The following is a 26,111-nucleotide window of genomic DNA, read 5'->3' on the forward strand; positions in this document are numbered from 1 at the left end:
CACGGGCGGCAGCCGCGGGCCGGACGACCCGGCCTGACACGACACGACCGGAGTGAACGACCAACCCGATGCCAGGAACCTTCGAACCGCTTCCCGGCGGCGGCGCGGCCGTCGCGCTCGACGAGGTCGAGATCTCCATCATCCGTTCGCTCGCGGTCCAGCTGCTGGAGCTGATCGGTCCGGGCCCCGCCGAGGACGCCCCCGACGACCCGCTCGCCGAGCTGTTCGCCGAGGGCCCGAGCGAGCCCCCCAAGGACCCCGTGCTCAGGCGTCTCTTCCCCGACGCCTACAGCGACCCCGAGGGCACCCCGACGGCCGAACAGGCCGAGGAGCAGCGGGCGTACTCCTCCGAGTTCCGCCGCTTCACCGAGAACGACCTGCGGGCCGGCAAGCGCGACAACGCCCTCGCGGTGATCCACTCCCTGGACGGGCTGTCGGCGGCCGGTGAGGGCGGGGCCGTGCTCAAGCTGTCCGCGGACGAGTCCCGGCGGTGGCTCGGCTGCCTCAACGACCTGCGCCTCGCCATCGGGTCCCGGCTCGACGTCGTCGACGAGGAGGACACCGACCTCCTCTACCGGCTCCCCGACGAGGACCCGCGCAAGCCGATGGTGATGGCGTACCTGTGGCTGGGCGGGCTCCAGGAGACGCTGATCACCACACTGATGCCCTGAGCGCCCCGCCGCCCAGGGCGCCGGTGGCGGAACTCACGGTTCCCTCCGAAGCCCTTCCGGGTCTGCTTCGTGTTCGCTCAGAGGACACTCAAATCCGGATAACGATCGTGTCACCACGGCGGTGAGGGATGCCCTCAGGGGGGTTCTTTGTCCGCTTCTTCCTGTGTTGTACGCCACAAAACACCTCGCCGATCAAGATTGCGGCCGTGATAAATCTTCACGACCGCCCGGCGGACACCACCCTTGTCCACCGGGTGCGCCACCAGCCGACGACCGTCGGCCAGGCACGAGCGAACCAGCTCAGCTCCATCACATCCGGGGGGATCGGAACCCGATCCGGGGTCGACGAACGACTCGGATCGGCCCAGCGTGGAGAAAGGCGCACAACACATGACCTCCGCTCAGGTCGACAACAACGGCAATGACGCCGTGCGCGGCGAGGCCTCCGAAGAGGGCTACGAGCGCGGGCTCGGCAGCCGCCAGGTCCAGATGATCGCGATCGGCGGCGCCATCGGCGTCGGGCTCTTCCTCAACGCCGGTGCGAACATCGCCAAGGCCGGACCGAGCCTCATCCTGATGTACGCCGTCGCCGGCGTCATCATCTTCTTCATCATGCGGGCGCTCGGCGAGCTGCTCCTGTACCGCCCGGTCTCGGGCTCCTTCGCGGAGTACTCCCGCGAGTTCCTCGGCCCGTTCTTCGGCTACTTCACCGGCTGGACGTACTGGCTCCTGTGGGTCGTCACCGGTATGGCGGAACTGACCGCCGCCGCGATCTACATCAACTACTGGTTCCCGCAAGTCCCGCAATGGGTCTCGGCGCTGGTCTTCCTGGTCGTCCTGTTCGTGGCCAACCTGATCTCGGTGAAGCTGTTCGGCGAGATCGAGTTCTGGTTCTCGATGATCAAGGTCACCGCCATCATCGGCATGATCGTGATCGGCCTCGGCGTCCTCACCTTCGGCTTCAGCGCCGCAGGCGACACCGCCGCCGTCTCCAACCTGTGGGCCTTCGACGGCTTCTTCCCCAAGGGCATCGGCTCGTCCCTGATGACCCTCCAGGGCGTGATGTTCGCCTACCTCGCCGTCGAGCTGGTCGGTGTCACCGCGGGTGAGTCCGAGAACCCGGAGAAGACCCTCCCCAAGGCGATCAACACCCTGCCCTGGCGTATCGCGCTGTTCTACGTCGGCGCCCTCACCGTCATCCTCTGCGTGGTGAAGTGGACCGAGTTCGCGCCGGGCGTGAGCCCGTTCGTGAAGGCCTTCGCGGTGATCGGCATCCCCGCCGGCGCCGGCATCGTCAACTTCGTCGTGCTGACGGCGGCCCTGTCCTCCTGCAACTCCGGCATGTACTCCACGGGCCGCATGCTGCGCACCCTGGCCGACAGCGGTGAGGCCCCCAAGGCCTTCAACAAGCTGTCCGTCACCAAGACGCCCGCGCTCGCCATCGGGGTCTCGGTGCTCTTCATGGGCATCGGCGTGGTCCTCAACTACGTCGTCCCCGACAAGGCCTTCGAGTACGTCGTCTCCGTCGCCACCGGCGCCGGCATCTGGACCTGGCTGATGATCCTGGTCAGCCACGTCCGCTACCGCCGCGCGGTCGACGCGGGCCGCCTGCCCGCCTCCTCCTTCCCCGCCCCCGGCGGCGCGACGGGCAGCTGGATCGCCATCGTCTTCCTCCTCTTCGTCACCGGCCTCATCGCCTACGACCACGAGGCCCGGGTCAGCCTCTACGTCATGGCCGGCTGGGCCGCCGCCCTCGGTGTCGGCTGGCTGGTGCTGAAGTCCCGCAACCCCGAGGTCACGGGCCGCCGCGACCCGGACCTGGAGAAGGTCGGCTGACCGATCCACCGGGGCCCACCGGCCTCCCGCCCGGCATGTGGGCCGCCGCGTACCAGCCTTCGGTACGCGGCGGCCCTCTGCTTATCCTGACGAGCATGCTGACCATCACCCAGGCCCTCGTCGACCAGATCGTCGCCCACGCGCGCAAGGACCACCCGGACGAGGCGTGCGGCGTCGTCGCGGGCCCGGCCGGATCGGACCGCCCCGAGCGCTTCATCCCGATGCTGAACGCGGCCATGTCGCCCACGTTCTACGAGTTCGACTCGGGCGACCTGCTCAAGCTCTACCGCGAGATGGACGACCGCGACGAGGAGCCGGTGGTCATCTACCACTCCCACACGGCGACCGAGGCCTACCCCTCCCGCACCGACATCTCCTACGCGGGCGAGCCGGGCGCCCACTACGTCCTCGTCTCCACCGCGGACACCGACGGGCTCGGCGACTTCCAGTTCCGCTCGTACCGCATCGTCGAGGGCGAGGTGACGGAGGAGGAAGTCCAGATCGTGGAGGCGTACTGAAAACCTTCGGTCTCCAAATCCCCACGGACGATCCAGCCGCGCCCGGGTCGGCTCGGCAGGGGTCGCGCCGGTCCGGCTGAGCTGTGCGGTCTCACTCACCGGCCCGAATTCGTCCGGCATGTGGGATCGCCTTCCGGGACCCGGACCGGGAATCGATACGATGAGCCCATGGTTCTTGACGACGTGAGCGAGAAGACGCCGGGCGCACTGCTCGTGGCGCGGCTGCACGTCGACCTGTGCAGGCTTGCCAGCGCCATCTGTTGACGCCGACCCCTGCCGCCGTACGGCCGTGAGCCGCGGCGCCCTCACCCGTGTGACCCCGCACTCCGCGCTGCCGCGCGCCCAATCGACCTGACTACTCCCGACAGGAGCCGCACCCCATGGCCATCGAGGTCCGCATCCCCACCATCCTCCGCCAGTACACCGACGGTCAGAAGGCGGTGGAGGGAGCAGGCACCACCCTCGCCGACCTGTTCGCCGACCTCGAGACCCGCCACACGGGCATCCAGGCCCGCATCGTGGACGGCGGTGAGCTGCGCCGCTTCGTCAACGTCTACCTCAACGACGAGGACGTGCGCTTCCTGGAGGGCATCAACACCAAGCTCTCCGACGGCGACAACGTGACGATCCTGCCGGCCGTGGCCGGCGGCATGGCCTGAGGCCCGCTGACCACCCATGCGCTACGACTCCCCGCTGGCCGCGGTGGGCAACACCCCTCTGGTGCGCCTGCCGCGGCTCTCGCCGTCCGAGGACGTCCGGATCTGGGCCAAGCTGGAGGACCGCAACCCCACCGGCTCGGTCAAGGACCGCCCCGCCCTGCACATGATCGAACAGGCGGAGAAGGACGGCCGCCTGACCCCGGGCTGCACGATCCTGGAGCCCACCTCGGGCAACACGGGCATCTCCCTGGCCATGGCGGCCAAGCTCAAGGGCTACCGCATCGTCTGCGTCATGCCCGAGAACACCTCCCAGGAACGGCGTGACCTGCTCGCCATGTGGGGCGCGGAGATCATCTCCTCCCCGGCGGCGGGCGGCTCCAACACGGCCGTACGCGTCGCCAAGGAGCTCTCCGCCGAGCACCCCGACTGGGTGATGCTCTACCAGTACGGCAACCCCGACAACGCGGGCGCGCACTACGCCACGACGGGGCCGGAGATCCTCGCCGACCTCCCCTCCGTCACCCACTTCGTCGCGGGCCTCGGCACCACGGGCACGCTGATGGGCGTGGGCCGCTACCTGCGCGAGCACAAGCCGGACGTCAAGATCGTCGCCGCCGAGCCGCGCTACGACGACCTCGTCTACGGCCTGCGCAACCTCGACGAGGGGTTCGTGCCGGAGCTGTACGACGCGTCCGTCCTCACCACCCGTTTCTCCGTCGGCTCCGCCGACGCGGTGACCCGCACGCGTGAGCTGCTCCAGCAGGAGGGCATCTTCGCCGGCGTCTCCACGGGAGCGGCGCTGCACGCGGCGATCGGGGTCGGCCGGAAGGCGGTGAAGGCGGGGGAGACCGCGGACATCGTGTTCGTGGTGGCCGACGGAGGGTGGAAGTACCTGTCGACGGGCGTCTACACGGCGGCGACGACGGAGGAGGCCATCGAGACGTTGCAGGGGCAGCTCTGGGCTTAGCGCCGGGCGCCCAGTGGGGTGGGGGGTGCGGGTTCGTCGGCGGGTGCGGGTGGTTCGTGGTTGCTCGCGCAGTTCCCCGCGCCCCTGAAAAGCGACCGGCGCGTCAGCCGGAAAGATGCCGTACCTGGTCCCACAGGGCCGGGTCCACCACCCCCGCCTTCCGGCGGAAGTCCCGTACCGGTACGTCCCTCAGCTCCTCCGTCTCCAGGTAGCTGGGGCGGCCCCGCGCGTCGCCGACGGCACCCGGGGGCAGCGGGATCACCCCGACCCGGGCGTCGTGGTACTTGCTGGTGATCTTGACGACCCGGGCCCGGTCCCCCCGCACCGCCAGCACCAGACAGGGCCGGTCCTTGCCCCCGGGCCCGTCCTCGAGGGGCACGCTCGCCCACCAGATCTCCGACGGGCGCGGCCGCGGCAGCCCCGCCCGCGCGCCGGCCCGGTCACCCGGCCGTCCGGGCGGACGTGTACGCCCCCTCGGACCGCTCGTCCGCCGACCCGGCCGGCGCGACCGGCCCCACCCGTCGACCAGCGTCGCGACGAGCGCGAGCGCCGCCACCGCCGCGAGCGCCAACCACCAGGACATGTCCATGGGGACGACCGTACCGGCGCACCCCCGCCGACGCCCGCCCTGTCGCACGCCCCCGCGCCCCTCGGCGCCCCCTCACCCCGGCTCACGCGCGGCCCAACGGCCCTACCACCAGCCGAACCGGTGACACCACAGGTGAGTTCGCCCACAACGGCCCCTGGCGGAGGAGCGACCCGTCCTTTTGCGCCTTACGCTCGACGGACCGCACCACTCGTTGCACCCCCGACCGTTCTTCGCAAGCCCGCTGACTGCAAAACGTGGTCGGCGCGACCCGTTCGTACGTCACGACCGACAGACACGACCGACCAACACGACTGTCACGACTTCACGCCAGCGCGGAGGTTCCAGCTCTCATGAAGCTCACCGTCGTCGGCTGCTCGGGGTCGTTCCCCTCCGCGGAATCGGCCTGTTCGAGCTACCTCGTAGAGGCCGACGGCTTCCGGCTGCTTCTCGACATGGGCAATGGTGCCCTCGGCGAGTTGCAGCGCCACTGCGGTCTCTACGACCTCGACGCGATCTTTCTCAGCCATCTGCACGCCGACCACTGCATCGACATGTGCGCGTACTTCGTCGCACGCTACTACCGGCACGACGGCGGCCGCTGCGACCCCATCCCGGTCTACGGCCCCGAGGGCACCGAGCAGCGCCTGACCACGGCGTACGCCGACACCCCGTCCGCCTCCTCCATGAGCGAGGTCTTCGACTTCCACACGGTCAAGCCGAGCACCTTCGACATCGGCCCCTTCACCGTCCACACCGAACGGGTCGCCCACCCCGTGGAGGCCTACGGCATCCGCATCGAACACGACGGGCGGATCCTGACGTACTCCGGGGACACCGGTGTCACCGACACCCTGGACGAACTGGCCCGCGACGCCGATCTCTTCCTGTGCGAGGCCGCGTTCACCCACGGCAAGGAGAACATCCCGGACCTGCACCTCAACGGCCGCGAGGCCGGTGAGACGGCGGCCCGCGCCGGCGCCCGCCGCCTCGTGCTCACCCACATCCCGCCGTGGACGGACCCCCGGGTCAACCTCGACGACGCCCGCGCCGTGTACGACGGCCCCGTGGAGCTGGCCGTGCCCCGGACGTCGTACGAGATCTGACACCGCACGTACGCACGAGAAGGCCCCCGGAGGATCGCGATGATCCCCGGGGGCCCTTCCGTGCAGCCGTTATCCGGCCGCCGTCACTTGGCCTCCGCCTTCTGGAGCTCGGCCAGCTCCTCGTCGGACTCCCGGCCGGGCGTCGGCAGGTTGAAGCGGATGATCGCGAACCGGAAGACCACGTAGTAGACGACGCCGAAGCACAGGCCCAACAGGAGCAGGGCCCAGGGCTTGGTGGCGATGCCGAGGTTGAGGGCGAAGTCGAACGCGCCGGCCGAGAAGCCGAAGCCGTCCTTCATCCCGAGTGCCCAGGTCAGGGCCATGGAGACACCGGTGAGCACGGCGTGGATGGCGTACAGGACCGGGGCGATGAACATGAACGTGAACTCGATCGGCTCGGTGACACCGGTGAGGAACGAGGTCAGCGCGAGGCCGAACATCATGCCGCCGACGACCTTGCGGCGCTCGGGGCGGGCCGTGTGGTAGATCGCGAGACAGACGGCCGGCAGACCGAACATCATGATCGGGAAGAAGCCGGTCATGAACTGCCCGGCGGTCGGGTCACCGGCGAGGAAGCGCGCGATGTCACCGCTCTTGCCCTCGTACGAACCGGCCTGCAGCCACGGGAAGGAGTTGAGCAGGTGGTGCATGCCGACCGGGATCAGCGCGCGGTTGGCGACACCGAAGATGCCCGCGCCGACGGCGCCCGAACCGACCAGCCACTCACCGAAGTGGTGCAGACCCGCGCCGAGGACCGGCCAGATGTAGCCGAACACGATGCCGATGAACAGTCCCGCGAAGGCGGACAGGATGGGCACCAGGCGACGGCCGCCGAAGAAGCCGGCCCAGTCGGCCAGCTTGGTCCGGTGGAAGCGCTGATAGAGCAGGGCGACGACCAGACCCATCACCACACCGCCGAGGACACCGGCGTTGACCGCCTTGTCCACCATCACGACCTTGCCGTCGACGGCGGTGGCCACCTGGGGGAGGTTGGGGTCGGTGAACGTGCCGAGGACCTTCTGGAAGACGAGGTAGCCGACGACCGCGGCGAGCGCGGTCGAGCCGTCCGACTTCTTGGCGAAGCCGATCGCGATACCGACGGCGAACAGCAGCGGCATGTTGTCGAGGATGGCGCCGCCGCCGGCCGCCATGAAGCTCGCGAACTTGGTGATGAAGCCGGGGAGCGACTCGCTGCCCAGCATGTCCGTGTTGCCGAGCCGCACGAGCAGCGCGGCGGCCGGCAGGACGGCGACCGGCAGCATCAGGCTGCGGCCGATGCGCTGTAGCACAGCCATGGTGCGGGAGCCCCAGGTCGGGCCCTTGTTGTCTGCGGCCGCGGGAGCGGCGCTGGCCGTGGTCACAACTTCCTCCAGTAGGCAGGGCGCCGCCCAGGGACGGGAGTGTGGGGGAGGGCAGCACGGGAGAGGTCTACACCAGTGAGTGGTGTAGACCTGTTGTAGCACGCTGGGGGTGGGCCTAGGAACCCGCGATTCCCGTTTTACGCCTTCGTGATGTCACGCGGCCTTCGTCCGGCCTTCGTCCGGCCTTCGTCCGGCCTTCGTCCGGCCTTCGTCCGGCCTTCGTCCGGCCTTCGTCCGGCCTTCGTCCGGCCTTCGTCCGGCCTTCGTCCGGCCTTCGTCCGGCCTTCGTCCGGCCTTCGTCGGACCTTCATCCAGGCGTCGGGCGGCCTTCGCCGCGCCGTTGTCCGCCGTCGTCCGCTTGGCGGGGACCCGTTCGGTGGTGTAGACCAGTCGCGAACGATCCCGCACGGCAAAGCGGATCAGATCAGGTATATCAGGGAGAATCGCCATGGCCAGTAAGGCTGAGAAGATCGTCGCCGGGCTCGGCGGCCTCGACAACATCGACGAGATCGAGGGCTGCATCACCCGGCTGCGCACCGAGGTCAACGACCCCTCCCTCGTGGACGAGGCCGCCCTCAAGGCCGCCGGCGCCCACGGCGTCGTCAAGATGGGCACCGCCGTGCAGGTCGTCATCGGCACCGACGCCGACCCGATCGCCGCGGAGATCGAGGACATGATGTGATCCACCGCTGATCCGGGACCCGCACCGGTCCCCGTCAGCCCACGCGCAGGGGCCCTCCGCATGCGGGAGCGGCCCCTTCCGTCACTGCGGCTAGGCTCGTCGCCATGTCTCGAATCGACGGCCGCACGCCCGAACAGCTCCGCCCTGTCACCATCGAACGCGGCTGGAGCAAGCACGCCGAGGGCTCCGTCCTCATCTCCTTCGGCGACACCAAGGTCTTCTGCACCGCCTCCGTCGCCGAAGGCGTCCCGCGCTGGCGCAAGGGCAGCGGCGAGGGCTGGGTCACCGCCGAGTACTCCATGCTCCCCCGCTCCACCAACACCCGCGGCGACCGCGAGTCCGTACGCGGCAAGATCGGCGGCCGTACCCACGAGATCTCCCGCCTCATCGGCCGCTCCCTGCGCGCCGTCATCGACTACAAGGCGCTCGGCGAGAACACCATCGTCCTCGACTGCGACGTGCTCCAGGCCGACGGCGGCACGCGTACGGCGGCGATCACCGGCGCGTACGTGGCGCTGGCCGACGCCGTCGCCTGGGCCCAGCGCAGGAAGCTCGTCAAGGCCGGCCGCCGGCCGCTGACCGGCACCGTCAGCGCCGTCTCCGTGGGCATCGTCGGTGGCGTCCCGCTGCTCGACCTCTGCTACGAGGAAGACGTCAGGGCGGACACCGACATGAACGTCGTCTGCACCGGCGACGGCCGCTTCGTCGAGGTCCAGGGCACCGCCGAGGCCGAGCCCTTCGCCCGCGACGAGCTCAACGCCCTGCTGGACCTGGCCGTCGCCGGCTGCACCGACCTGGCCGCCCTCCAGGTCAAGGCGCTCGACACGGTCCTCGAAAGGTAAAGGGCACCCCAAGAAGACCGGCCGTCGGTCGCAACCACGGCGCACCCGGCGGCGTCCCTAGGAGTACGGGCGCACGGCACACCACCGTGCGCCCGGCCACACCGGCGCAAGCCGTACCCGCACCACCCCCGGAGGCCGTCAGGCCTGCAACCAGTAGGAGGACCGTTCCATGGCCGCGAGCCGCCGACGTCGTATGACCGCCATCGCCGGAGCCGTTGCAGCCGTCGCGCTGACCGCCGGCCTCACCACCGGCTGCGACGCCGTGAACAAGGCCCTGGACTGCGTCCAGACCGCCGAGGCCATCGCCAACAGCGTGTCCGACCTCCAGCAGGCCGTCGAGAACGCGTCCAACGACCCGTCGCAGCTGGAGGAGTCGCTCAACTCCATCGACGACAACCTCAAGGAGATCGGCGACAAGACCGACAACGCCGACGTCAACAAGGCCGTCGACGACCTCCAGAAGGCCGTGGAGAACGTCCAGACGTCCGTCAACAACGGCGACGCGACCCCCGACATCAGCGGAATCACGGACGCGGCCAAGGAACTGACGAACGTCTGCACGTCGTAGAACCGGCACCGGCGGTCGCCTTCGGTGACGGGCGGCCGGTGACCGACGACGGGCGGGGCGCCGGGATACTGAGGGCATGACCCGCCTGATCCTCGCCACCCGCAACACCGGAAAGATCACCGAGCTGAAGGCGATCCTCGCCGACGCAGGTCTGCCCCATGACCTCGTCGGCGCGGACGCCTACCCGGACATCCCCGACGTCAAGGAGACCGGCGTCACCTTCGCCGAGAACGCCCTGCTGAAGGCGCACGCCCTCGCGCGGGCCACCGGTCTCCCGGCCGTCGCCGACGACTCCGGACTCTGCGTGGACGTCCTCCACGGCGCCCCCGGCATCTTCTCCGCCCGCTGGGCCGGCCGGCACGGCGACGACCGCGCCAACCTCGAACTCCTCCTCGCCCAGCTCTCGGACATCGCCGAGGAGCACCGCGGCGCCCACTTCGCCTGCGCCGCCGCCCTCGCCCTGCCGGACGGCACGGAACGCGTCGTGGAGGGCCAACTGAGGGGCGTACTGCGCCACACCCCCACCGGCACGAACGGCTTCGGCTACGACCCGATCCTCCAGCCGGAGGGCGACACCCGCACCTGCGCCGAACTGACCGCCGACGAAAAGAACGCGATCAGCCACCGCGGCAAGGCGTTCAGGGCACTGGTACCGGTGGTGAGGGAGCTGCTGGGCTGATGACACGGAAGAGGCCCCGCACCTTGGAATTGAAGGTGCGGGGCCCGTTCTGTCTGTGCGCCCGGTCGGATTCGAACCGACAAACACGACCACCTAAAGATCGCCGCTCGGCCGTTGGCGTACGGGCGCCTATGCCGGGGCCTACTCTACTGGGCTACGGCTTCTGCCGTCGGCCCCCTCTGCACCAGGTGTTCGTCACCGCATGGCAGTTGGGGCACAACAACCGAAGGTTTTCGCGCCGGTCATCGCTCCAGTCCCCGTTGATGTGATCGACCTCCAAGGTCATGGCTTGGCCGAGCCACTCGGGGCCGATGCCGCACTCCGCGCACTCCTGGGGTTCGCCCACCTCTGCGAGTGCCCTGCGGAGGAGGTGCGTTCTCGTCCGGCGGATGCCGTCGTGCTGGACCAGGATGTCTCCGGCGTGCCTGCGGGGTGTGGTGCCCGGTCCGCCGCGTTGATGTGCCCGTCCCAGGAAGTGGGAGGTGTCGACAGCCTCCTCGGCCACCCAGTAGCGGAACTGCTTGCGCGACCTGGTGTCGTACGGCTCCCTCCCCAGGGCGCGCAGCGCGTCCGCAATGGAGGACGCGCCCTCGACCGCACGGCGCAATTCATCGGCAGTCGGCCTGCTGGGCACTGCCCCGGCCCGTCTGGGACGTTGCATGTGCGACACGTCGATCCCGAAGTGGTCGAAGCGCCGAAAGAGATGGCGGCGCAGTTGGCCGTATGGCCGAGTACCGAAGAAGGCGATGACTTCCTCGATGTCGGAGCACTGCGCTGCTGCTTCCGCCAGCCGCTCCCGGGTGTACCGCACGCTGCCGCTCATGAGGCGCGCCCCTTGCCGCGTCCCCGGTAAGTGTCCGTCGTCGAGTGGCAGTTCGGACACAGGAGCCGTAGGTTTTCGATGCGGTTGTCACGCCAGTTGCCGTCGATGTGGTCGACCTCCAGGGGAAGCGGATGCCCTCTCCACAGCGCCTCCGTCCCGCACATGGCGCACCGCTCCGGTACGCCCATGGCCGTCATCGCCCACTTGAGCCGTTCGCTCGGGATGCGTCGAGCATGGCCGCTCTGTTGCTCGACGAGCAGGCCGTCTGGCGTTCGAGGTCGCCGTGCCTTGCCTTGCTGGGTCGGCACCTGGAAGTGCGAGATGTCGATGCCGTACGCCTTGATGCGGCGGCTGATGTGCGTGTGATGCCCACCGACGACCTCAAGACCGAGACGCCGGAGAACGTCGCACATGTTCGTGGAAGCCGACACGGCGGCTTGCAGGACCTCCTTGGTCCACCGGACTCCTTCCGGCTCGAAATGCGACGTGTCGACCCCCAGTCTCTTCATCCGCTCCCGGATGTACTTCCGCCGTGGACTCCTCGGTTCCACCCCCAGCCTCGCCAATGCCTCTGACAAGGTCTGCGCTCCCCGAGCCGCCTCCTCCAGTCGCTCCTTCGGGTACGCACTGGCCCCCATCGATCCCCTCCGTCCCGACCGCGTGTTCGTGGTCTCGTACGGAGTAACGAATCGCTGGGCGGGCGGTCACGGCGGGTGATGTGCGGAACGGCTCGTGCCGGGGTGTTCCGGGGCGAGCCGTTCGCGGGTGGTGGGGTGGGGCGGATCGGATGCCCCGGTCCTGGGGTGGGGTCAGATGCCCAGGTCCTTGATGATCTTTGCTACGTGGCCGGTCGCCTTCACGTTGTAGAGGGCTCGTTCGACCTTGCCCTCCTCGTCGACGACGATCGTCGAGCGGATGACGCCCGTGACGACCTTGCCGTAGAGCTTCTTCTCGCCGAAGGCGCCGTACGCCTCCAGGACCGCCTTGTCGGGGTCGCCGACGAGGGTGACCTTCAGGGACTCCTTCTCACGGAACTTGGCCAGCTTCTCCGGCTTGTCGGGGGAGACGCCGATGACGTCGTACCCGGCGCCGGCCAGCAGGTCCAGGTTGTCGGTGAAGTCGCAGGCCTGCTTCGTGCAGCCGGGAGTCAGGGCGGCCGGGTAGAAGTAGACGATGACCTTGCGGCCCTTGTGGTCGGACAGGGACACCTCGTTGCCGTCGGCGTCCGGAAGGGTGAAGGCGGGGGCCACGTCCCCGGGCTGGAGTCGCTCGCTCATCGGACCAGCGTAACTGCGGGCCCTGACGCCGCGGTCCTCGGTCGAGCTGACAGACTGTCCGCAAACAGTCAATGACGGACAGCGGGAGGCAGCGCGGTGGCGGACACCTCGGACACCAGAACCCCGGCCGAGATCGAGGCGGACATCAAGCGCCGCCGCGACACCCTCGCGGAGACGCTCGACGAGATCGGCGTCCGGGTGCACCCGAAGACCATTGTCGGTGACGCCCGGGCGAAGGTCGTCTCCAACATCGACCACACCCTCGGCAAGGCCTACGTCTCGGTCAACCGGGTGGTCAGCGAAGCGAAGGGCCGGCTCGTCGACGAGGACGGGGCGCCCCGGCTGGAGCGCATCGTCCCGGTGGCGCTCGTCGTCGTCGGTGTCGTGGGGCTGCTCGCCCTCGGCACTCGACGCCGCAGGGGCTGACGAAGACAGGTAGGTTCGGGGGCGTGAGCGAGAAGAGCCAACACGACAAGTTGCCCATCAGGATGCTGCACGACCGGGTGCTCGTGCGGCAGGACACCGCCGAGGGCGAGCGGCGTTCGGGCGGCGGCATCCTGATCCCCGCGACGGCGGCGGTCGGCCGGCGGCTCGCCTGGGCCGAGGTCGTCGCGGTCGGGCAGAACGTCCGGACGGTCGAGCCGGGCGACCGTGTCCTCTTCGACCCGGAGGACCGGGCCGAGGTCGAGGTCAGGGGCGTCGCGTACGTGCTGATGCGTGAGCGCGACCTGCACGCCGTGGCCGCGGACCGGTTCGAGGGCTCGGAGGACTCCACGGGCCTGTACCTGTAGCGCGACCTGGAGCGCACCGAGGCGGGTACCCCGCCACACACGGGAGGGGGCTGGTGACCACGTCACCAGCCCCCTCCCGGCTTCACTCACGGCCCGGCGTCAGGGGAACGTCCCCTCCGTCGTCCCGCCTCCGATGTCTCCGCCGCCGCCCCCGCCGTCGGCCGTTCCACCGCTGTCCGTCCCGCCACCGGTGGCCGCCCCGCCGTCCGCGGTGCCTCCGCCACCGGTGGCCGCGCCGCCGTCGGCGGTCCCGCCCCCGGTCGTGGGTCCGCCGCCGGTGGTCTCTCCGCCGCCGCCGGTCGTCGTCGTGTCGCCGCCCGTGGTGGCGCCCCCGTCGGTGGGGTCGCCCGTGGTGCCGCCGTCCGTCTGGCCCGCGGTCTCCTCGCCGCCCGTGGTGCCGCCGTCGTCCTCGTCACCGGTGGCGCCGGGCTCGTCCGGCGGGGTGCTCGGGGGCACCACGACCACGTCCGCGCCCTCCTGGAGCTCCAGGTCGAAGTCCTTGACCTTCTTGCCCTTCAGGGCCGTCTTGGTGAACTGCGCCCAGATCTCCGTGGGCGCCCCACCGCCGTTGATGCGCTGGAGGCCCATCGCGCCGTACAGCGGCTTGTGGACGCCCGTCTTGGGGTCCTGGCCCATCACGGAGACGACGGTGGCGAGGTCCGGGGTGTAGCCGGCGAACCAGGCCGCCTTGTCCTCCTCGGCCGTACCGGTCTTGCCGGCGGCCGGGTGGCCGGACGCCTGCGCGGCGGTGGCCGTACCGCCCTGGACCACGCTCCGCAGGACGGAGGTGGTCGTGTCGGCGGCCTGACGGCTGACGGCCTGCTGGGGGTCCGTCGAGGGGAGCTTGATCTCCGAGCCGTCCTTGGTGATCCGCTCGATCATCGTGTACGTGCCGTGCCGGCCGTGGTTGGCGAGGGTGGCGTACGCCTCCGCCATGTCGAGCACGCTCGCGGTCGCCGTGCCCAGCGCGATCGACGGGTACGGGTTCATGTCCGGGGTGTTCTTCGGGATGCCCAGGTCGATCGCGGTCTTCTCGACCTTCGCGGGGCCGACGTCGACGGCCATCTGCGCGTACACCGAGTTCACGGACTTGTCGGTGGCCTGGCGGACCGTGATGTTGCCGTAGTCGACGTAGTCCTCGTTCTCCGGGGCGTACTGCTCGCCCGGCCAGCCGACGACGGGGCGCTCGCTGGCGCCGTCGTAGATGGTGTTCGGGGTGATCGCCTGGCCGGACTGGTTGTTGGAGTTGTTCTCCACGGCCGCGGTGAACACGAACGGCTTGAACGTCGAACCGACCTGGTAGTCACGCCGGGTGGCGTTGTTGACGTACTGCTTGAGGTAGTCGATGCCGCCGTACATCGCGATGACCTTGCCGGTCTTCGGGTCGATGGAGACACCGCCGGCGCGGACGTAGTTGTCGACCTTGCGGTTCTTCTTGTCGAGCTTGTCCATCAGGTTGTCGTCGACGGCCTTGATGAACGCGTCCTGCATCTTGGGCTGGATGGTGGTGGTGATGCGGTAGCCACCGCCGTTCTCCAGCGCCTCCTCGTCGATGATCTTGTGCTCGACGAGGTACGACTTGATGGCCTCGACCAGGTAGCCGCGCTGCCCGGAGAAGGCGGTGGACGTGGTGGTCTGCTTCGGCATGTCGAACTTCATGCCGGTGCGCTCGGACTGCTTGAGCCAGCCCTCCTTCACCATGCCGTCGAGGACGTAGTTCCAGCGGGCGACGGCCGCGCCCTTGTTCTCCGGGTGGGCGACGACGTCGTACATGCTCGGCGCGTTGACCAGCGCGGCGAGGTAGGCGCCCTGCTGGGGGGTGAGTTCGTCGGCGTCGACGCCGTAGTACGCCTGGGCGGCGGCCTGGATGCCGTAGGCGTTGCGGCCGAAGAAGCTGGTGTTGAGGTAGCCCTCGAGGATCTCGTCCTTGGTGACCTCGCGGTCCAGCTTGATCGCGATGAAGAACTCCTTCACCTTGCGGGTGACGGTCTGGTCCTGGGCCAGGTAGTAGTTCTTCACGTACTGCTGGGTGATCGTCGAGCCGGACTGCTTGCCCTTGCCGCTCGCGGTGTTCCAGGCGGCGCGGATCATCGCCTTGGGGTCGATGGCCGGCTCGGAGTAGAAGTCGCGGTCCTCGGCGGCCAGTACGGCGTGCTGGGCGGCCTTGGAGACCTTCGACAGGGGGACGTTCTCGCGGTTGACCTGGCCGTCGCGGGCGATCTGGGTGCCGTCCGCGTACAGGTAGACGTTGCTCTGCTTGGTGGCGAGTTCCTGCGGCTTCGGGATGTGGACCAGGTTGTAGCCCAGCACGAAGGCGCCGATGATCAGCATGGTCACGATCACGAAGCTGCCGAGCACCATGCGCCAGGTCGGGAACAGCCGCCGCCACCCGGTCCGCTTGCGCCGCTTCGGCTTCTTGCCCTTGCCGCCGCCGGCGGCCGGGGTGACATCGGGCACGTCGGCGGGTGCGACAGCGGGAACGCCGGCGGTCGCCGCGCCCCCACCGGCCCCCGCGCCTGCCGCGCCGGCGACTCCGGCCGTGGCCCCGGCTGCCGCGAGGCCGCTCGTGACACCGGCCTTACCGGCACGCGTCCCGCCGGCCGCCGCGGCGGCCGTGCCACCGGCGGCCGAAGCCGTGCCACCGGCTGCCGCCGCCCCGGCCGCGCCCGCCGCCCCGGCCGCGCCCGCCGCCCCGGCCGCGCCCGCCGCGCCGCCGGGCCGCTTGCCGCCGGGCTTCGCGCCCGCGCGCGTGACACCCAGGGTCATGGTCATCTCGGCGTCACCGGCCGCCGCCGGGCCCGACGCGCCGCCGCCCGTGGAGCCGGGCTTGCCGCCGGGCTTCGCCGAGCCGGGCCTCGCCGAACCGGACTTCTCGGGACGGGTGACGCTCAGCGGCATGGTCAGCTCGGCGTCGCTCTCCGGAGCACCCGCCCCGCCGGAGGTCCGCGCGACCGCACCACCGGACGCCGTCCCGGCGCTCGGCGAGAGCGACTTGCCCCCGCCGGACGTGCCGCCCCGCTGCCCGGCCCCGTGACCCTGGGCCCCCGAACCGGAGCCCCCGTCGGAGGACCGCCCCGAGGGACCGCCCTTCGCGGGCCCGGACGGCCCACCGGTCCGCCGACCGGTCCCGTCACCCGCGGCCGGGGACGGACGGCCGGACGCCGCACCGGTCGTCGCCGAACGCTCGCCGCCGGACCCGGAGGTCGACCGACCCCCGGTACCGGTACCGGGCCTGCCGGCGGCCGGAGCCTCCGAGCCCGCGCCGGACCTGTCGCCGCTCGCCGCAGCACCGTCGTCGCCGGTCGCCGCGCCAGACCGTCCGCCCGAAGCCGAGCCCGAGGCCGAACCCGGCCGTCCGCCGGAACCTGAGGCCGAACCCGGCCGTCCGCCCGAAACCGCACCCGGTTCGCGCCGTCCGCCGGACGTCCCGCCGGACTCGCCGCCGGACGGCCGGTCGGCCGCACCGTCGGTCGGCTGGTTCGGCCGTCCCCCCGAGGGTCGGTCCGGGCCGTCGCCCGGGGGCGGGCCCTGCCGACGGCCGGGGGACGAGCCGGGCCCGGTGCCGGTCGTCGGGGGCTCCGGGGGCGTGCCCGGGCGCGGCTCGGCGGGGTTCCGGGGCGTGCCCGGGGTCCGGCGCTCCGGTTCTCCCGGTGTCCGGCCCGGGCCGTTCCGCTTCGGCTGCGGCTCGTCGCTCATCGTGCTGCCGTGCTCCTGTTTCCGCGTCGTACGTTCATTTCCGTACGGCCTCGTACGCTTTGCGCCCGCTCCGGGCAAGTTCTGCACCCCTGAGTGAAGACACCCGAACCGGCTGATCCGTTCCCGGATACCGGCACGCGCCTCGCACGCCCCGGGAGCACCACCGCCCGGCCCGAAAACGCCTGGCACACCGATCCGGCCGCGGACTAGGCTTTCGCGCTTCGGCCCGGATCGGCCTCGGCCTCGGTCTTTCGCCAGACTCTTCGCAGCGGATGGGAGTTTCCTCGTGGGCACTGGGCGGTTGTACGCCGCCGTCGCCGCCGGTGGCTTCAGGCGGTACGCGACGTATCGGGTGGCCACCGCGGCGGGGGTGTTCACCAACACCGTCTTCGGCTTCATCCTCGCATACACCTACATCGCCCTCTGGCAGGAGAAGCCCCACCTCGGTGGCTACGACCAGGCGCAGGCGCTCACCTATGTGTGGGTGGGCCAGGCGATGTTCGCGGTCATGGTGCTGGGAAGCGCCGGCTTCGAGGAGGAGCTCATCGAGCGGATCCGCACGGGTGACATCGCGGTCGACCTGTACCGGCCCGCCGACCTCCAGTTGTGGTGGCTCGCCGCGGACCTGGGTCGGGCCTTGTTCCAGCTGCTCGGACGCGGTGTCCTTCCCATGCTGTGCGGTGCCCTGTTCTTCGATCTCGCGCTGCCGTCCAGTGCCCTGCCGTGGCTCGCCTGCCTCGTCGCGGTCGCCCTCGGGGCCCTCGTGAGCTTCGCGATCCGATACATCGTCGCCCTGTGGGCATTCTGGCTCCTCGACGGCGCCGGAGCGATGCAGATCACCTGGCTCACGGGGGTCTTCTTCTCCGGCATGCTGCTGCCGTTGAACGTCTTCCCCGGCGCCCTCGGCGACCTCGCCCGCCTCCTGCCGTGGTCCGCGCTGCTCCAGGCGCCCGCCGACGTGCTGCTGGGCGAGGCCGACGTGTGGGGCACGTTCGCGTTCCAGGCGGGCTGGGCGGTCGTGCTGCTGGCGGTGGGGCGGCTGATCCAGTCGGCGGCGACACGGAAGGTGGTGGTCCAGGGTGGCTGACGTCGACGAGCGCCCGGTGACGCGGGTCACGGAGGAGCCGTTCGGTGCGTACGGCCCGTACAGCCGGCTCCGGGACGGGTTGCGCGCCTACCGCATGATCGCCGCGATGTGGATCCGCTCCACCATGGCGTACCGCGCCTCCTTCGTGATGACGGCCTTCGGCAACTTCGCCGCCACCGCCTTCGACTTCGTCGCGATCCTGCTGATGTTCTCCCAGGTCGACGAGTTGGGCGGCTTCACCCTGTCCGAGATCGCCCTGCTGTACGGCACGTCCGCGATGGCGTTCGGTCTCGCCGACCTGATGATCGGCTCCATGGACCGGCTCGGGCGCCGGGTCCGCGACGGCACGCTGGACACCCTGCTCGTCCGGCCCGCTCCGGTGCTCGCGCAGGTCGCCGCCGACAAGTTCGCGCTGCGGCGCCTCGGCCGGATCACCCAGGGCGCCTTCATCCTCGGCTACGCGCTGGCCACGCTGGACATCGCCTGGACGCCGCTGAAGGTGCTGATGCTCCCGATGATGGTGGTCAGCGGCGGCGTCATCTTCGGGGCGGTGTTCGTCGGGGGCGCGGCCTTCCAGTTCGTCGCGCAGGACGCCTCCGAGGTGCAGAACGCCTTCACGTACGGCGGTGCCACGCTTTTGCAGTACCCGCCGGCCCTCTTCGCCAAGGACCTGCTGCGCGGGGTGACGTTCGTCCTGCCGCTGGCCTTCGTCAACTGGCTGCCCGGGCTGTACGTCCTGGGCCGCCCCTACCCGCTCGACGTGCCCCAGTGGCTGGCGTTCGCGCCGCCGCTGGTGGCGGCGGCCTGCTGCGCGCTCGCCGGCGCGGCATGGCGGGCGGGGCTGCGTTCGTACCGGAGCACGGGGAGTTAGGGACACATGGACGAGCGGTTCATCGAACTCGACCGGGTCGAGAAGGTCTTCGACGTCCGGCGGAAGACCGGGTTCCTGCGGCGGGAGCGGCGCGAGGTGCGGGCCGTGGACTCGATCTCCTTCACCGTGCCGCGGGGCGAGATGGTCGGCTACATCGGCCCGAACGGCGCGGGGAAGTCCACCACCATCAAGATGCTGACGGGCATCCTGACGCCGAGCGGCGGCCGGGTGCGGGTCGCGGGCATCGACCCGTCCCGTGAACGGACCCGGCTGGCCCGCCGGATCGGTGTCGTCTTCGGGCAGCGGACCACCCTGTGGTGGGATCTGCCGCTCATCGACTCGTACCGGCTGATGCACCGCATGTACCGCATCCCCGACGCCCGGTACCGCGAGAACCTGGACCGCTGCGTCGAACTCCTCGAACTCGGTGACCTGTTGGACGTGCCCGTGCGGCAGCTCTCCCTCGGGCAGCGCATGCGCGGCGACATCGCGGCCGCGCTGCTGCACGACCCCGAGGTGCTGTACCTGGACGAGCCGACGATCGGGCTGGACGTCATCAGCAAGGCGAAGGTCCGCGCGTTCCTGAAGGACCTCAACACCGAGCGCGGCACGACCGTGCTGCTCACCACGCACGACCTCCAGGACATCGAGCAGCTGTGCCGGCGGGTGATGGTCATCGACCACGGCCGGTTGATGTACGACGGTCCGCTGACGGGGCTGCACGAGGTGGGGGAGAGCGAGCGGACCCTCGTCGTCGACCTGGAGCGCGAGTTGCCCCCGATCGAGGCGGCGCCCGCCCGGGTCGTACGGGTGGAGGGGCCCCGGCAGTGGCTGGCGTTCCCGGCGTCGGAGTCGGCGGCCCCGCTGGTGGCGCGGATCGCGTCGGAGTATCCGCTGGTGGACCTGTCGGTGCGGGAGCCGGACATCGAGGCGGTGATCGCCCAGATGTACGCGCAGCAGGCGGAGCGGGTGGGGGAGTCGGGGCAGTCGGTCTCGTAGCCGGGGGCCGGGGTTCCTCGTAGGCTGAGCCGTATGACGGACGATCTCCCGGACCTGCCGGCCGCCGCGGACCTCCGTGCCTCCGACGCCGACCGTGAACGGGTGGCCGAGCAGTTGCGGGACGCCCTCGCGGAGGGGCGGCTCGACATGGAGGAGTTCGGGGAGCGGCTGGACGCCACCTACCAGGCGCGTACCTATGGTGAGTTGGCGCCGATCACCCGTGATCTGCCGGGTGCCCGGGCGGTGGCGCCGCCGTCCGTCTCCCTGGTGAAGGGGCCTGCGGAGAGGGGGGGTTGGGCGGAGCGGATCGTCGGCGGGCAGGGCTCGTCGACGTGGGGTGTGGCGGTGATGTCCGGCTTCGAGCGCAAGGGCCGCTGGACGGTGCCCGAGCGGTTCGACTGCTTCGCGTTCTGGGGCGGCGGTGAACTGGACCTGAGGGACGCGTACTTCGCGGAGCGCGAGGTCACCATCAACTGTGTGGCCGTCATGGGCGGGATCAATGTGATCGTGCCGCCCGGCGTCGAGGTCGTCGTGCGCGGCATCGGTGTCATGGGCGGCTTCGACCAGCGTGAGGAGGGCGAACCGGGCGAGCCCGGCGCCCCTCGTGTGGTCATCACCGGGTTCGCCTTCTGGGGCGGCGTCGGCGTCGAGCGCAAGCTCCCCAAGGCCGAGCGGCAGCGGCTGAAGGAGGCCCGGCGGCAGGAGCGACTGGAGCGCCGCCGGGCCCGCCGCGAACTGGGCCGGGGCCACTGAGGCGGTCCGTCCGCCCCGTGGCCCTCGCGGTCCGTCCGCCCTACAGGTCCGCCGGGACCGCGCCCTTCAGCGCCTTCAGGTCGAAGACCTGACCCATCCGCTCGTAGCCCTTGTCACTCGGGTGGAGGTGGTCGCCCGAGTCGTAGTCGGAGCGCAGCCGGCCGGGGGCGTAGGGGTCGCGGAGCGCCTTGTCGAAGTCGACGACCGCGTCGAAGACCTTGCCGGAGCGGATGCGGGCGTTGATCGCCTGGCGTACGGACTCGCGCTGGTCGGTGTAGCCGCGGTGGCCGCTGAACGGCATCAGGGTGGCGCCGACGACCCGCAGACCGCGCGCGTGCGCCTGGTCGACGAGTCCGCGCAGGCCGGCGACGATCGTCTCGGGGTCGGCCTGGCCGGGGTTCTTCAGGATGTCGTTGACGCCGAGGTCGATGACGACGGCCTTGACGCCGGTCCGGCCGAGCACGTCGCGCGGGAAGCGGGACAGGCCGCTGGGGTTGTCGGCGGGTCGGCCCCGGCCGCCTGCGAGGACCTGGTTGCCGCTGATGCCCTGGTTGACGACGGTGTAGCGGGGCACGTCGGAGGAGCCTGCGGCGGCCCGCAGCCGGTCGGAGAGGACGTCCGTCCAGCGGCGGTTCTCACCGACGGTCGAGGTGATGCCGTCGGTGAGCGAGTCGCCGAGGACCACGACGGTGCCCGCGGACTCCCTGCTCAGCACGTCCAGCGCGGTGACGTACCGCCAGTGCATGCTCTGCGTGGTGTACGGCGTCCCGGTGACGTCCGCCGCCTGGTCGCCCTCGGCGGTGTACGAGATCTGCCGGGCGTGCGCGTGGAAGGTCGTGGGCCCGGACGGGGTGGGTGAGTAGGTGGTGATCAGTACGTCGCTGTCGTGCGGGATCGCGATCCGTACGACGTCGCTGACCACCTGCTGACCTGCGGCGATGACCACGGTCGTGCGTCCGCCGAAGGTGAGCCGGCGCATGGTGTCGGCCGCTGCCGCCGGGCTGTTCACCGTGGCGGCGACCGCGAGCGAGGTGTGGGTGACGGTCAGCGGCTGCTGGCCGTAGAGATTGGACAGCGTGACGCGGGCACTCGTACCCGCGGCGGAGCTGTGGACGACGTTGCGCACGGAGCGGCCGGCGAGGCCGTTGGTCTCGGTGCCCGGCTCGGCTCCGCTCGGCGACGCCGACCAGGCGCCCACCCAGTTCCCGGTGGAGGCGGGGGCGGCGGGATTGCGCGGCGCGCTGGCGAAGGTCTCCTGACGCCGGCTGCCGTCGTCGATGCCGACTCCGACGTATATGGCCGCCGAGACGGCGACGATCAGGGCAATCATGGCCGCCAGCAGTGCGCCGTGCCTTGTGGGGGAATCCCCCACACCCCCGGCGTGACGCTTGGTCATGCGGTGTGTGGCTCCTCGAACAATGGAGCCCCGAGGCTCCGTAGTGATCACCCCATGATGCGGCATGGGATGGGGGCGGTCGGTGAGAACCCCCATCGGTTCCCCCGTCCGGACAGACGCGGGGAACTCCTGTCGCGTTCCAGGAGTACGTCATGCAGTAGGTCACCAAGGGACCGAGAAGGGGACAATGTGTACGGGGGACAGGAACGGGTGGAGTGAATGAACCGTACGAAACCGGAAGAGAACGGCGCCCCGGGACAGCGTTCCCTTCCCGGTGGCCCCGACAGCGAGGTGACGGACACCACGCCGGGAGCGCGGGCCACGGCGGACGCGCCCGGCGGATCCGGTGAGCCACGTGTGTCGCATCGCACGATGACCGCGTTCAGCGCGGCCGACGAGGAGAAGCAGCGGGGCGTCCGGCAGATGAAGCTGACCGCCGCGGGGCTGCTGCTGTTCGTGGCGGTGGTGTACGTCCTGGCGACGTGGGCCTCCCACGAGGGCGCCGGAGCCTGGGCGGGCTATGTCGCGGCGGCCGCGGAGGCGGGCATGGTGGGTGCGCTGGCGGACTGGTTCGCCGTGACCGCCCTGTTCCGGCACCCTCTCGGCCTGCCCATTCCGCACACCGCGATCATCCCCCGCAAGAAGGACCAACTGGGCGTCACGCTGGGTGAGTTCGTCGGGGAGAACTTCCTCTCCGAGGATGTGGTCCGGCAGCGGCTGCGCGCCGTCGGCATCGGCAGCCGGCTCGGCGCGTGGCTCGCCGAGCCGCAGAACGCCGACCGGGTGACCGAGGAGTTGGCGACCGCGATGCGCGGCGCCCTCACCGTGCTGCGCGACGCCGATGTGCAGGCCGTGGTCGGGGAGGCCGTCACCCGGCGGGCGGGCAGCCAGGAGATCGGGCCCGGCATAGGGAAGATGCTGGAGCGGATCGTCAACGACGGCGGCCACCGGCGGGCCGTGGACCTGATCTGCGCCCGCGCCCAGAACTGGTTGATCCTCCACGACGACCAGGTCATGGACGCGGTCGAGGGCGGCGCCCCCGGCTGGACCCCGCGCTTCGTCGACAAGCGGATCGGCGAGCGCGTCTACAAGGAACTGCTCCGGTTCGTCTCCGAGATGCGGGACTCGCCCACGCACCCGGCGCGCGGCGCCCTGGACCGCTTCCTCACGGACTTCGCCCGGGACCTCCAGTCCGACACCGACACCCGTGCGCGGGTGGAGCGACTGAAGGGCGAGGTGCTCGACCGGGGCGAGGTCCAGGACCTCATCGCCTCCGCCTGGACCGCCGTACGCTCCATGGTCGTGTCCGCGGCCGAGGACGAGCGCAGCGAACTGCGGCTGCGGGTGCGGGCGTCACTGCTGTCCCTGGGCACGCGGATGGCCACCGAGCCGTCGGCGCAGGCCAAGGTCGACAAGTGGGTCGAGGGCGCCGCCGTCCACGTCGTCACCACCTACCGCAAGGAGATCACCTCTCTCATCACCGACACGGTCGCGGCGTGGGACCCCGAGCACACGACGAGGAAGATCGAGGCCAACATCGGCCGTGACCTCCAGTTCATCCGCATCAACGGCACGGTGGTGGGTTCACTGGCCGGGCTGCTGATCTACACGGTGTCGAGGGCGTTGGGGGCGTAGTCCTCCCTCCTCCGGGCACTCGGACGCGGTTCGCTCGAGGAGGAGGGAGCCGCACAGATGGCCGTAACCGAACGGAAGTCGTCGCAGGGGGGCGGTACGGTCACCACCGCCGTACCCGCGCGCCTGGACCGTCTGCCCTGGTCGCGCTGGCACTGGATGGTGGTGATCGGACTCGGCACGGTGTGGATCCTCGACGGCCTGGAGGTCACCGTCGTCGGGAACATCGCCGGGCGGCTCTCCGAGCAGGGCAGCGGTCTGCCGATCAGCTCCGCGCAGGTCACGGGCACCGCGGCGGCCCTGTACGTGGCGGGCGCCTGCGCGGGCGCCCTCTTCTTCGGCCGTCTCACCGACCGCTTCGGACGCAAGAAGCTGTTCATGGTGACGCTGGCGGTCTATCTCGGCGCCACCGCGCTGACGGCCGTCTCCTTCTCCTCCTGGTGGTTCTTCCTCTTCCGCTTCCTCACCGGCTTCGGCATCGGCGGTGAGTACGCGGCCATCAACTCCGCGATCGACGAGCTGATCCCGTCCAAGTACCGGGGCCGCGTCGACATCGTCATCAACGGCAGCTTCTGGCTCGGCGCGATCGGGGGCTCCCTGCTGTCGATCGTCGCCCTGAACACGGACCTCTTCGCGGCGAACGTCGGCTGGCGGCTGACGTTCGCGCTCGGTGTGGTGCTCGGCCTGGTGATCCTGCTGGTCCGCCGCAACGTCCCGGAGAGCCCCCGCTGGCTGCTGATCCACGGCAGGGAGCAGGAGGCGGAACAGCTGGTGGCGGACATCGAGGGGCAGGTCGAGGCCGAGAAGGGCCGCCGACTGCCCCCGGCGACCGAGGAGATGACGATCCACCAGCGCAAGAGCATCGGCTTCGGCACCATCGCCCGTACCGTCTTCTCCCGCTACCGCCGCCGCGCCGTCCTCGGCTTCTCCCTCTTCATCGGGCAGGCGTTCCTCTACAACGCCATCACCTTCGGCTTCGGCGCGATCCTCACCACGTTCTACGACGTCCCCACCTCCGACACCGGCTACTACTTCGCGTTCATCGCCGCCGGCAACTTCCTCGGCCCGCTGCTCCTCGGCAAGCTGTTCGACACGGTCGGCCGCCGGGTGATGATCTCGTCGACGTATCTGCTGTCGGGTGTGCTTCTCTTCGGCACGGCCTGGCTGTTCGACCGGGGCGCGCTGGACGCGGTCACGCTCACGGTGTGCTGGTGCGTGGTGCTGTTCTTCGCGTCGGCCGGGGCGAGCAGCGCGTACCTCACGGTCTCCGAGGTCTTCCCCATGGAGACCCGGGCCATGGCCATCGCGTTCTTCTACGCGATCGGCACGGCGGCGGGCGGCATCAGCGGACCGCTGGTCTTCGCGGACCTGACGGAGTCCGGCGCCGTCGGCGACACGGTACTGGCGTTCCAGATCGGCGCGGGGCTGATGTGCGCGGCGGGGCTGGTCGCGGCGTTCCTCGCGGTGCGGGCGGAGCGGAGGTCGTTGGAGGAGGTCGCGAGGCCGCTGTCCGCGGCGGGGTGAGGGGGCCGGGGGCGCCTAAGAGCTCGGGGGTGCGGGTGCGTTGGTGGCTGCGGGCAGGTGGGGGTTGTTCGCGCCCACGCGGCGGAGCCGCATGTGTTCACCGCCCCGCGCCCCTGAAAAGCGACCGGGGCTGCGCCCCGTGCTTCTTGAAGGGCGGGCCGCAGGCCCGTTCCCTTCAGGGGCGCGGGGAACTGCGCGAACAACCCCCACTCATCCGCGCCCGCCAACGAACCGCGCACCCCCGAGCTACAAGGCGCCCCCCGCTCACCCGTAGAAGTACCGCGCGGCCTTGCGCTCGAAGTACGACGAGTACACCAGTCCGATCGCCGGCGTCCCCCGATACGTACCGACGTACTGCTGCGCACTGTCCACCACGACCGGCCGCGCCATGCACGCCCACTTGTTGCGCTGCTCGGCCTCCGCCCACCGCACGGCCGCCGGATCGACCCGGTCGCTGACCAGCAGGGGAAAGGCCGCGACCCCGTTCTGCAGCCCGGCCGGCAACCCACCCTTCGTCTTCTTCGCGTACGCCAGGACCTGATCCGTGAAGGTCGCGATGGTCGGGATGGTTATCTCCGGGACGGCCGCCGCCACCGTGAACAGGTGGAGCTTCGTCCCCATCCAGCGCCACTTGAAGTCGGCCCGCCGCCCGACGAGTACGGGCACTCCGGCCCAGTCCTCCCACCAGGTACGGCATTCGTCGGCGGCGAGACGGGCTCCCAGGGAGGCGAGGTAGGACTGCGAGGCGGACTGCTGTGGATGCATGGCCGGATCATGCCCCGCCCTG

At 70.5% G+C, this 26,111-nt stretch carries 29 protein-coding genes and 1 tRNA gene; 20 read left to right on the forward strand and 10 right to left on the reverse strand.

What is annotated here, in order from left to right:
- Window positions 1-68: 68 nt before the first annotated feature.
- From SMA5143A_RS20080 to SMA5143A_RS20105, 6 genes are all read left to right on the forward strand, one after another.
- Window positions 69-671, forward strand: coding sequence for a DUF2017 domain-containing protein (locus SMA5143A_RS20080; protein WP_107464284.1), 603 nt, complete (start codon window positions 69-71; stop codon window positions 669-671).
- A 390-nt stretch (window positions 672-1,061) separates the two neighbouring features.
- A complete protein-coding gene (locus tag SMA5143A_RS20085; RefSeq protein ID WP_107464285.1) occupies window positions 1,062-2,507 on the forward strand; it encodes an amino acid permease in 1,446 nt (481 codons plus the stop codon).
- Between the two features lie 95 nt (window positions 2,508-2,602).
- Window positions 2,603-3,025: a Mov34/MPN/PAD-1 family protein gene (locus tag SMA5143A_RS20090; RefSeq protein ID WP_107464286.1), complete on the forward strand. Its 423-nt coding sequence runs from the start codon at window positions 2,603-2,605 to the stop codon at window positions 3,023-3,025.
- 168 nt (window positions 3,026-3,193) lie between these two features.
- Window positions 3,194-3,289: a putative leader peptide gene (locus SMA5143A_RS44780; RefSeq protein WP_309474684.1), complete on the forward strand. Its 96-nt coding sequence runs from the start codon at window positions 3,194-3,196 to the stop codon at window positions 3,287-3,289.
- A 116-nt stretch (window positions 3,290-3,405) separates the two neighbouring features.
- On the forward strand, window positions 3,406-3,684 hold the full coding sequence (locus tag SMA5143A_RS20100) for a MoaD/ThiS family protein (RefSeq protein WP_055516984.1): 279 nt from the start codon (window positions 3,406-3,408) through the stop codon (window positions 3,682-3,684).
- A gap of 16 nt (window positions 3,685-3,700) precedes the next feature.
- Entirely contained in the window at window positions 3,701-4,651 is a 951-nt protein-coding gene (locus SMA5143A_RS20105; RefSeq protein WP_055714573.1) for a PLP-dependent cysteine synthase family protein, read from the forward strand.
- A 103-nt stretch (window positions 4,652-4,754) separates the two neighbouring features.
- Here SMA5143A_RS20105 and SMA5143A_RS20110 read toward each other — a convergent pair whose 3' ends face one another.
- Entirely contained in the window at window positions 4,755-5,240 is a 486-nt protein-coding gene (locus SMA5143A_RS20110) for a type II toxin-antitoxin system PemK/MazF family toxin (RefSeq protein ID WP_107464287.1), read from the reverse strand.
- A 350-nt stretch (window positions 5,241-5,590) separates the two neighbouring features.
- Between SMA5143A_RS20110 and SMA5143A_RS20115 the strand changes: the two genes are divergently transcribed.
- On the forward strand, window positions 5,591-6,343 hold the full coding sequence (locus tag SMA5143A_RS20115; RefSeq protein WP_099964788.1) for an MBL fold metallo-hydrolase: 753 nt from the start codon (window positions 5,591-5,593) through the stop codon (window positions 6,341-6,343).
- An 83-nt stretch (window positions 6,344-6,426) separates the two neighbouring features.
- Here SMA5143A_RS20115 and SMA5143A_RS20120 read toward each other — a convergent pair whose 3' ends face one another.
- Complete coding sequence (locus SMA5143A_RS20120) at window positions 6,427-7,704, reverse strand: PTS transporter subunit EIIC (protein WP_107464288.1); 1,278 nt, start codon at window positions 7,702-7,704, stop codon at window positions 6,427-6,429.
- A gap of 153 nt (window positions 7,705-7,857) precedes the next feature.
- Complete coding sequence (locus SMA5143A_RS42600) at window positions 7,858-8,154, reverse strand: hypothetical protein (RefSeq protein ID WP_146193921.1); 297 nt, start codon at window positions 8,152-8,154, stop codon at window positions 7,858-7,860.
- Between SMA5143A_RS42600 and SMA5143A_RS20125 the strand changes: the two genes are divergently transcribed.
- From SMA5143A_RS20125 to rdgB, 4 genes are all read left to right on the forward strand, one after another.
- Window positions 8,153-8,386 (forward strand): glucose PTS transporter subunit EIIB, encoded by a 234-nt coding sequence (locus tag SMA5143A_RS20125; RefSeq protein WP_055521371.1) that lies wholly within the window; start codon window positions 8,153-8,155, stop codon window positions 8,384-8,386. The two genes, SMA5143A_RS42600 and SMA5143A_RS20125, sit on opposite strands and share 2 nt — an antisense overlap.
- A 104-nt stretch (window positions 8,387-8,490) precedes the next feature.
- Entirely contained in the window at window positions 8,491-9,228 is a 738-nt protein-coding gene (rph, locus tag SMA5143A_RS20130; RefSeq protein ID WP_107464289.1) for a ribonuclease PH, read from the forward strand.
- A 169-nt stretch (window positions 9,229-9,397) separates the two neighbouring features.
- The gene (locus SMA5143A_RS20135) at window positions 9,398-9,796 is read left to right on the forward strand and encodes a hypothetical protein (RefSeq protein WP_107464290.1); all 399 of its coding nucleotides are present in this window, start codon (window positions 9,398-9,400) and stop codon (window positions 9,794-9,796) included.
- A gap of 76 nt (window positions 9,797-9,872) precedes the next feature.
- Window positions 9,873-10,475 carry an RdgB/HAM1 family non-canonical purine NTP pyrophosphatase gene (gene rdgB, locus SMA5143A_RS20140; protein ID WP_107464291.1) on the forward strand — a complete coding sequence of 201 codons (603 nt, stop codon included), beginning with the start codon at window positions 9,873-9,875 and terminating at the stop codon, window positions 10,473-10,475.
- Between the two features lie 56 nt (window positions 10,476-10,531).
- Here the strand turns inward: rdgB and SMA5143A_RS20145 are convergent.
- The 4 genes from SMA5143A_RS20145 to bcp all read right to left on the reverse strand — a co-directional run bounded on the left by SMA5143A_RS20145 (window position 10,532) and on the right by bcp (window position 12,575).
- Window positions 10,532-10,604, reverse strand: a tRNA-Leu gene (locus tag SMA5143A_RS20145).
- A 25-nt stretch (window positions 10,605-10,629) separates the two neighbouring features.
- Window positions 10,630-11,298, reverse strand: a complete 669-nt coding sequence (locus tag SMA5143A_RS20150; protein ID WP_107464292.1) for an HNH endonuclease — start codon at window positions 11,296-11,298, stop codon at window positions 10,630-10,632.
- Window positions 11,295-11,936, reverse strand: coding sequence for an HNH endonuclease signature motif containing protein (locus SMA5143A_RS20155; protein WP_107464293.1), 642 nt, complete (start codon window positions 11,934-11,936; stop codon window positions 11,295-11,297). The genes SMA5143A_RS20150 and SMA5143A_RS20155 overlap by 4 nt, the downstream gene beginning before the upstream one ends.
- 171 nt (window positions 11,937-12,107) lie before the next feature.
- Window positions 12,108-12,575, reverse strand: a complete 468-nt coding sequence (gene bcp, locus SMA5143A_RS20160; RefSeq protein ID WP_055513298.1) for a thioredoxin-dependent thiol peroxidase — start codon at window positions 12,573-12,575, stop codon at window positions 12,108-12,110.
- 96 nt (window positions 12,576-12,671) lie between these two features.
- Here bcp and SMA5143A_RS20165 point away from each other — a divergent pair, with 96 nt between their 5' ends.
- Both SMA5143A_RS20165 and SMA5143A_RS20170 read left to right on the forward strand, forming a co-directional pair.
- On the forward strand, window positions 12,672-13,001 hold the full coding sequence (locus SMA5143A_RS20165; RefSeq protein ID WP_107464294.1) for a DUF3618 domain-containing protein: 330 nt from the start codon (window positions 12,672-12,674) through the stop codon (window positions 12,999-13,001).
- A gap of 62 nt (window positions 13,002-13,063) precedes the next feature.
- Window positions 13,064-13,366, forward strand: coding sequence for a GroES family chaperonin (locus tag SMA5143A_RS20170; protein ID WP_055513294.1), 303 nt, complete (start codon window positions 13,064-13,066; stop codon window positions 13,364-13,366).
- A 99-nt stretch (window positions 13,367-13,465) separates the two neighbouring features.
- On the opposite strand, the gene SMA5143A_RS20175 is transcribed toward SMA5143A_RS20170, so the two are convergent.
- Entirely contained in the window at window positions 13,466-16,138 is a 2,673-nt protein-coding gene (locus tag SMA5143A_RS20175; RefSeq protein WP_375136524.1) for a transglycosylase domain-containing protein, read from the reverse strand.
- Between SMA5143A_RS20175 and SMA5143A_RS43065 the strand changes: the two genes are divergently transcribed.
- The 5 genes from SMA5143A_RS43065 to SMA5143A_RS20195 all read left to right on the forward strand — a co-directional run bounded on the left by SMA5143A_RS43065 (window position 16,131) and on the right by SMA5143A_RS20195 (window position 20,772).
- A complete protein-coding gene (locus SMA5143A_RS43065) occupies window positions 16,131-16,400 on the forward strand; it encodes a hypothetical protein (protein ID WP_181361941.1) in 270 nt (89 codons plus the stop codon). The genes SMA5143A_RS20175 and SMA5143A_RS43065 overlap by 8 nt on opposite strands.
- A gap of 948 nt (window positions 16,401-17,348) precedes the next feature.
- A complete protein-coding gene (locus SMA5143A_RS20180; protein ID WP_107464295.1) occupies window positions 17,349-18,149 on the forward strand; it encodes an ABC transporter permease in 801 nt (266 codons plus the stop codon).
- A 16-nt stretch (window positions 18,150-18,165) separates the two neighbouring features.
- A complete protein-coding gene (locus SMA5143A_RS20185) occupies window positions 18,166-19,020 on the forward strand; it encodes an ABC transporter permease (RefSeq protein ID WP_258193646.1) in 855 nt (284 codons plus the stop codon).
- Window positions 19,021-19,026: 6 nt separating this feature from the next.
- Complete coding sequence (locus SMA5143A_RS20190; protein ID WP_055711468.1) at window positions 19,027-20,019, forward strand: ABC transporter ATP-binding protein; 993 nt, start codon at window positions 19,027-19,029, stop codon at window positions 20,017-20,019.
- A 33-nt stretch (window positions 20,020-20,052) separates the two neighbouring features.
- Window positions 20,053-20,772, forward strand: a complete 720-nt coding sequence (locus tag SMA5143A_RS20195; RefSeq protein ID WP_107464297.1) for a DUF1707 SHOCT-like domain-containing protein — start codon at window positions 20,053-20,055, stop codon at window positions 20,770-20,772.
- A gap of 40 nt (window positions 20,773-20,812) precedes the next feature.
- Here the strand turns inward: SMA5143A_RS20195 and SMA5143A_RS20200 are convergent, their stop codons facing one another.
- A complete protein-coding gene (locus SMA5143A_RS20200) occupies window positions 20,813-22,168 on the reverse strand; it encodes an SGNH/GDSL hydrolase family protein (RefSeq protein ID WP_107464298.1) in 1,356 nt (451 codons plus the stop codon).
- 219 nt (window positions 22,169-22,387) lie between these two features.
- On the opposite strand from SMA5143A_RS20200, the gene SMA5143A_RS20205 reads away from it, so the two are divergent.
- Both SMA5143A_RS20205 and SMA5143A_RS20210 read left to right on the forward strand, forming a co-directional pair.
- A complete protein-coding gene (locus SMA5143A_RS20205; RefSeq protein WP_107464299.1) occupies window positions 22,388-23,803 on the forward strand; it encodes a DUF445 domain-containing protein in 1,416 nt (471 codons plus the stop codon).
- Window positions 23,804-23,860: 57 nt separating this feature from the next.
- Entirely contained in the window at window positions 23,861-25,324 is a 1,464-nt protein-coding gene (locus SMA5143A_RS20210; RefSeq protein WP_107464300.1) for an MFS transporter, read from the forward strand.
- A 264-nt stretch (window positions 25,325-25,588) separates the two neighbouring features.
- On the opposite strand, the gene SMA5143A_RS20215 is transcribed toward SMA5143A_RS20210, so the two are convergent.
- Window positions 25,589-26,089, reverse strand: coding sequence for a levansucrase (locus tag SMA5143A_RS20215; RefSeq protein ID WP_107464301.1), 501 nt, complete (start codon window positions 26,087-26,089; stop codon window positions 25,589-25,591).
- Between the last annotated feature and the right edge of the window lie 22 nt (window positions 26,090-26,111).

Origin of the sequence: Streptomyces sp. MA5143a (assembly GCF_900290235.1) — a bacterium.
Taxonomy (GTDB): domain Bacteria; phylum Actinomycetota; class Actinomycetes; order Streptomycetales; family Streptomycetaceae; genus Streptomyces.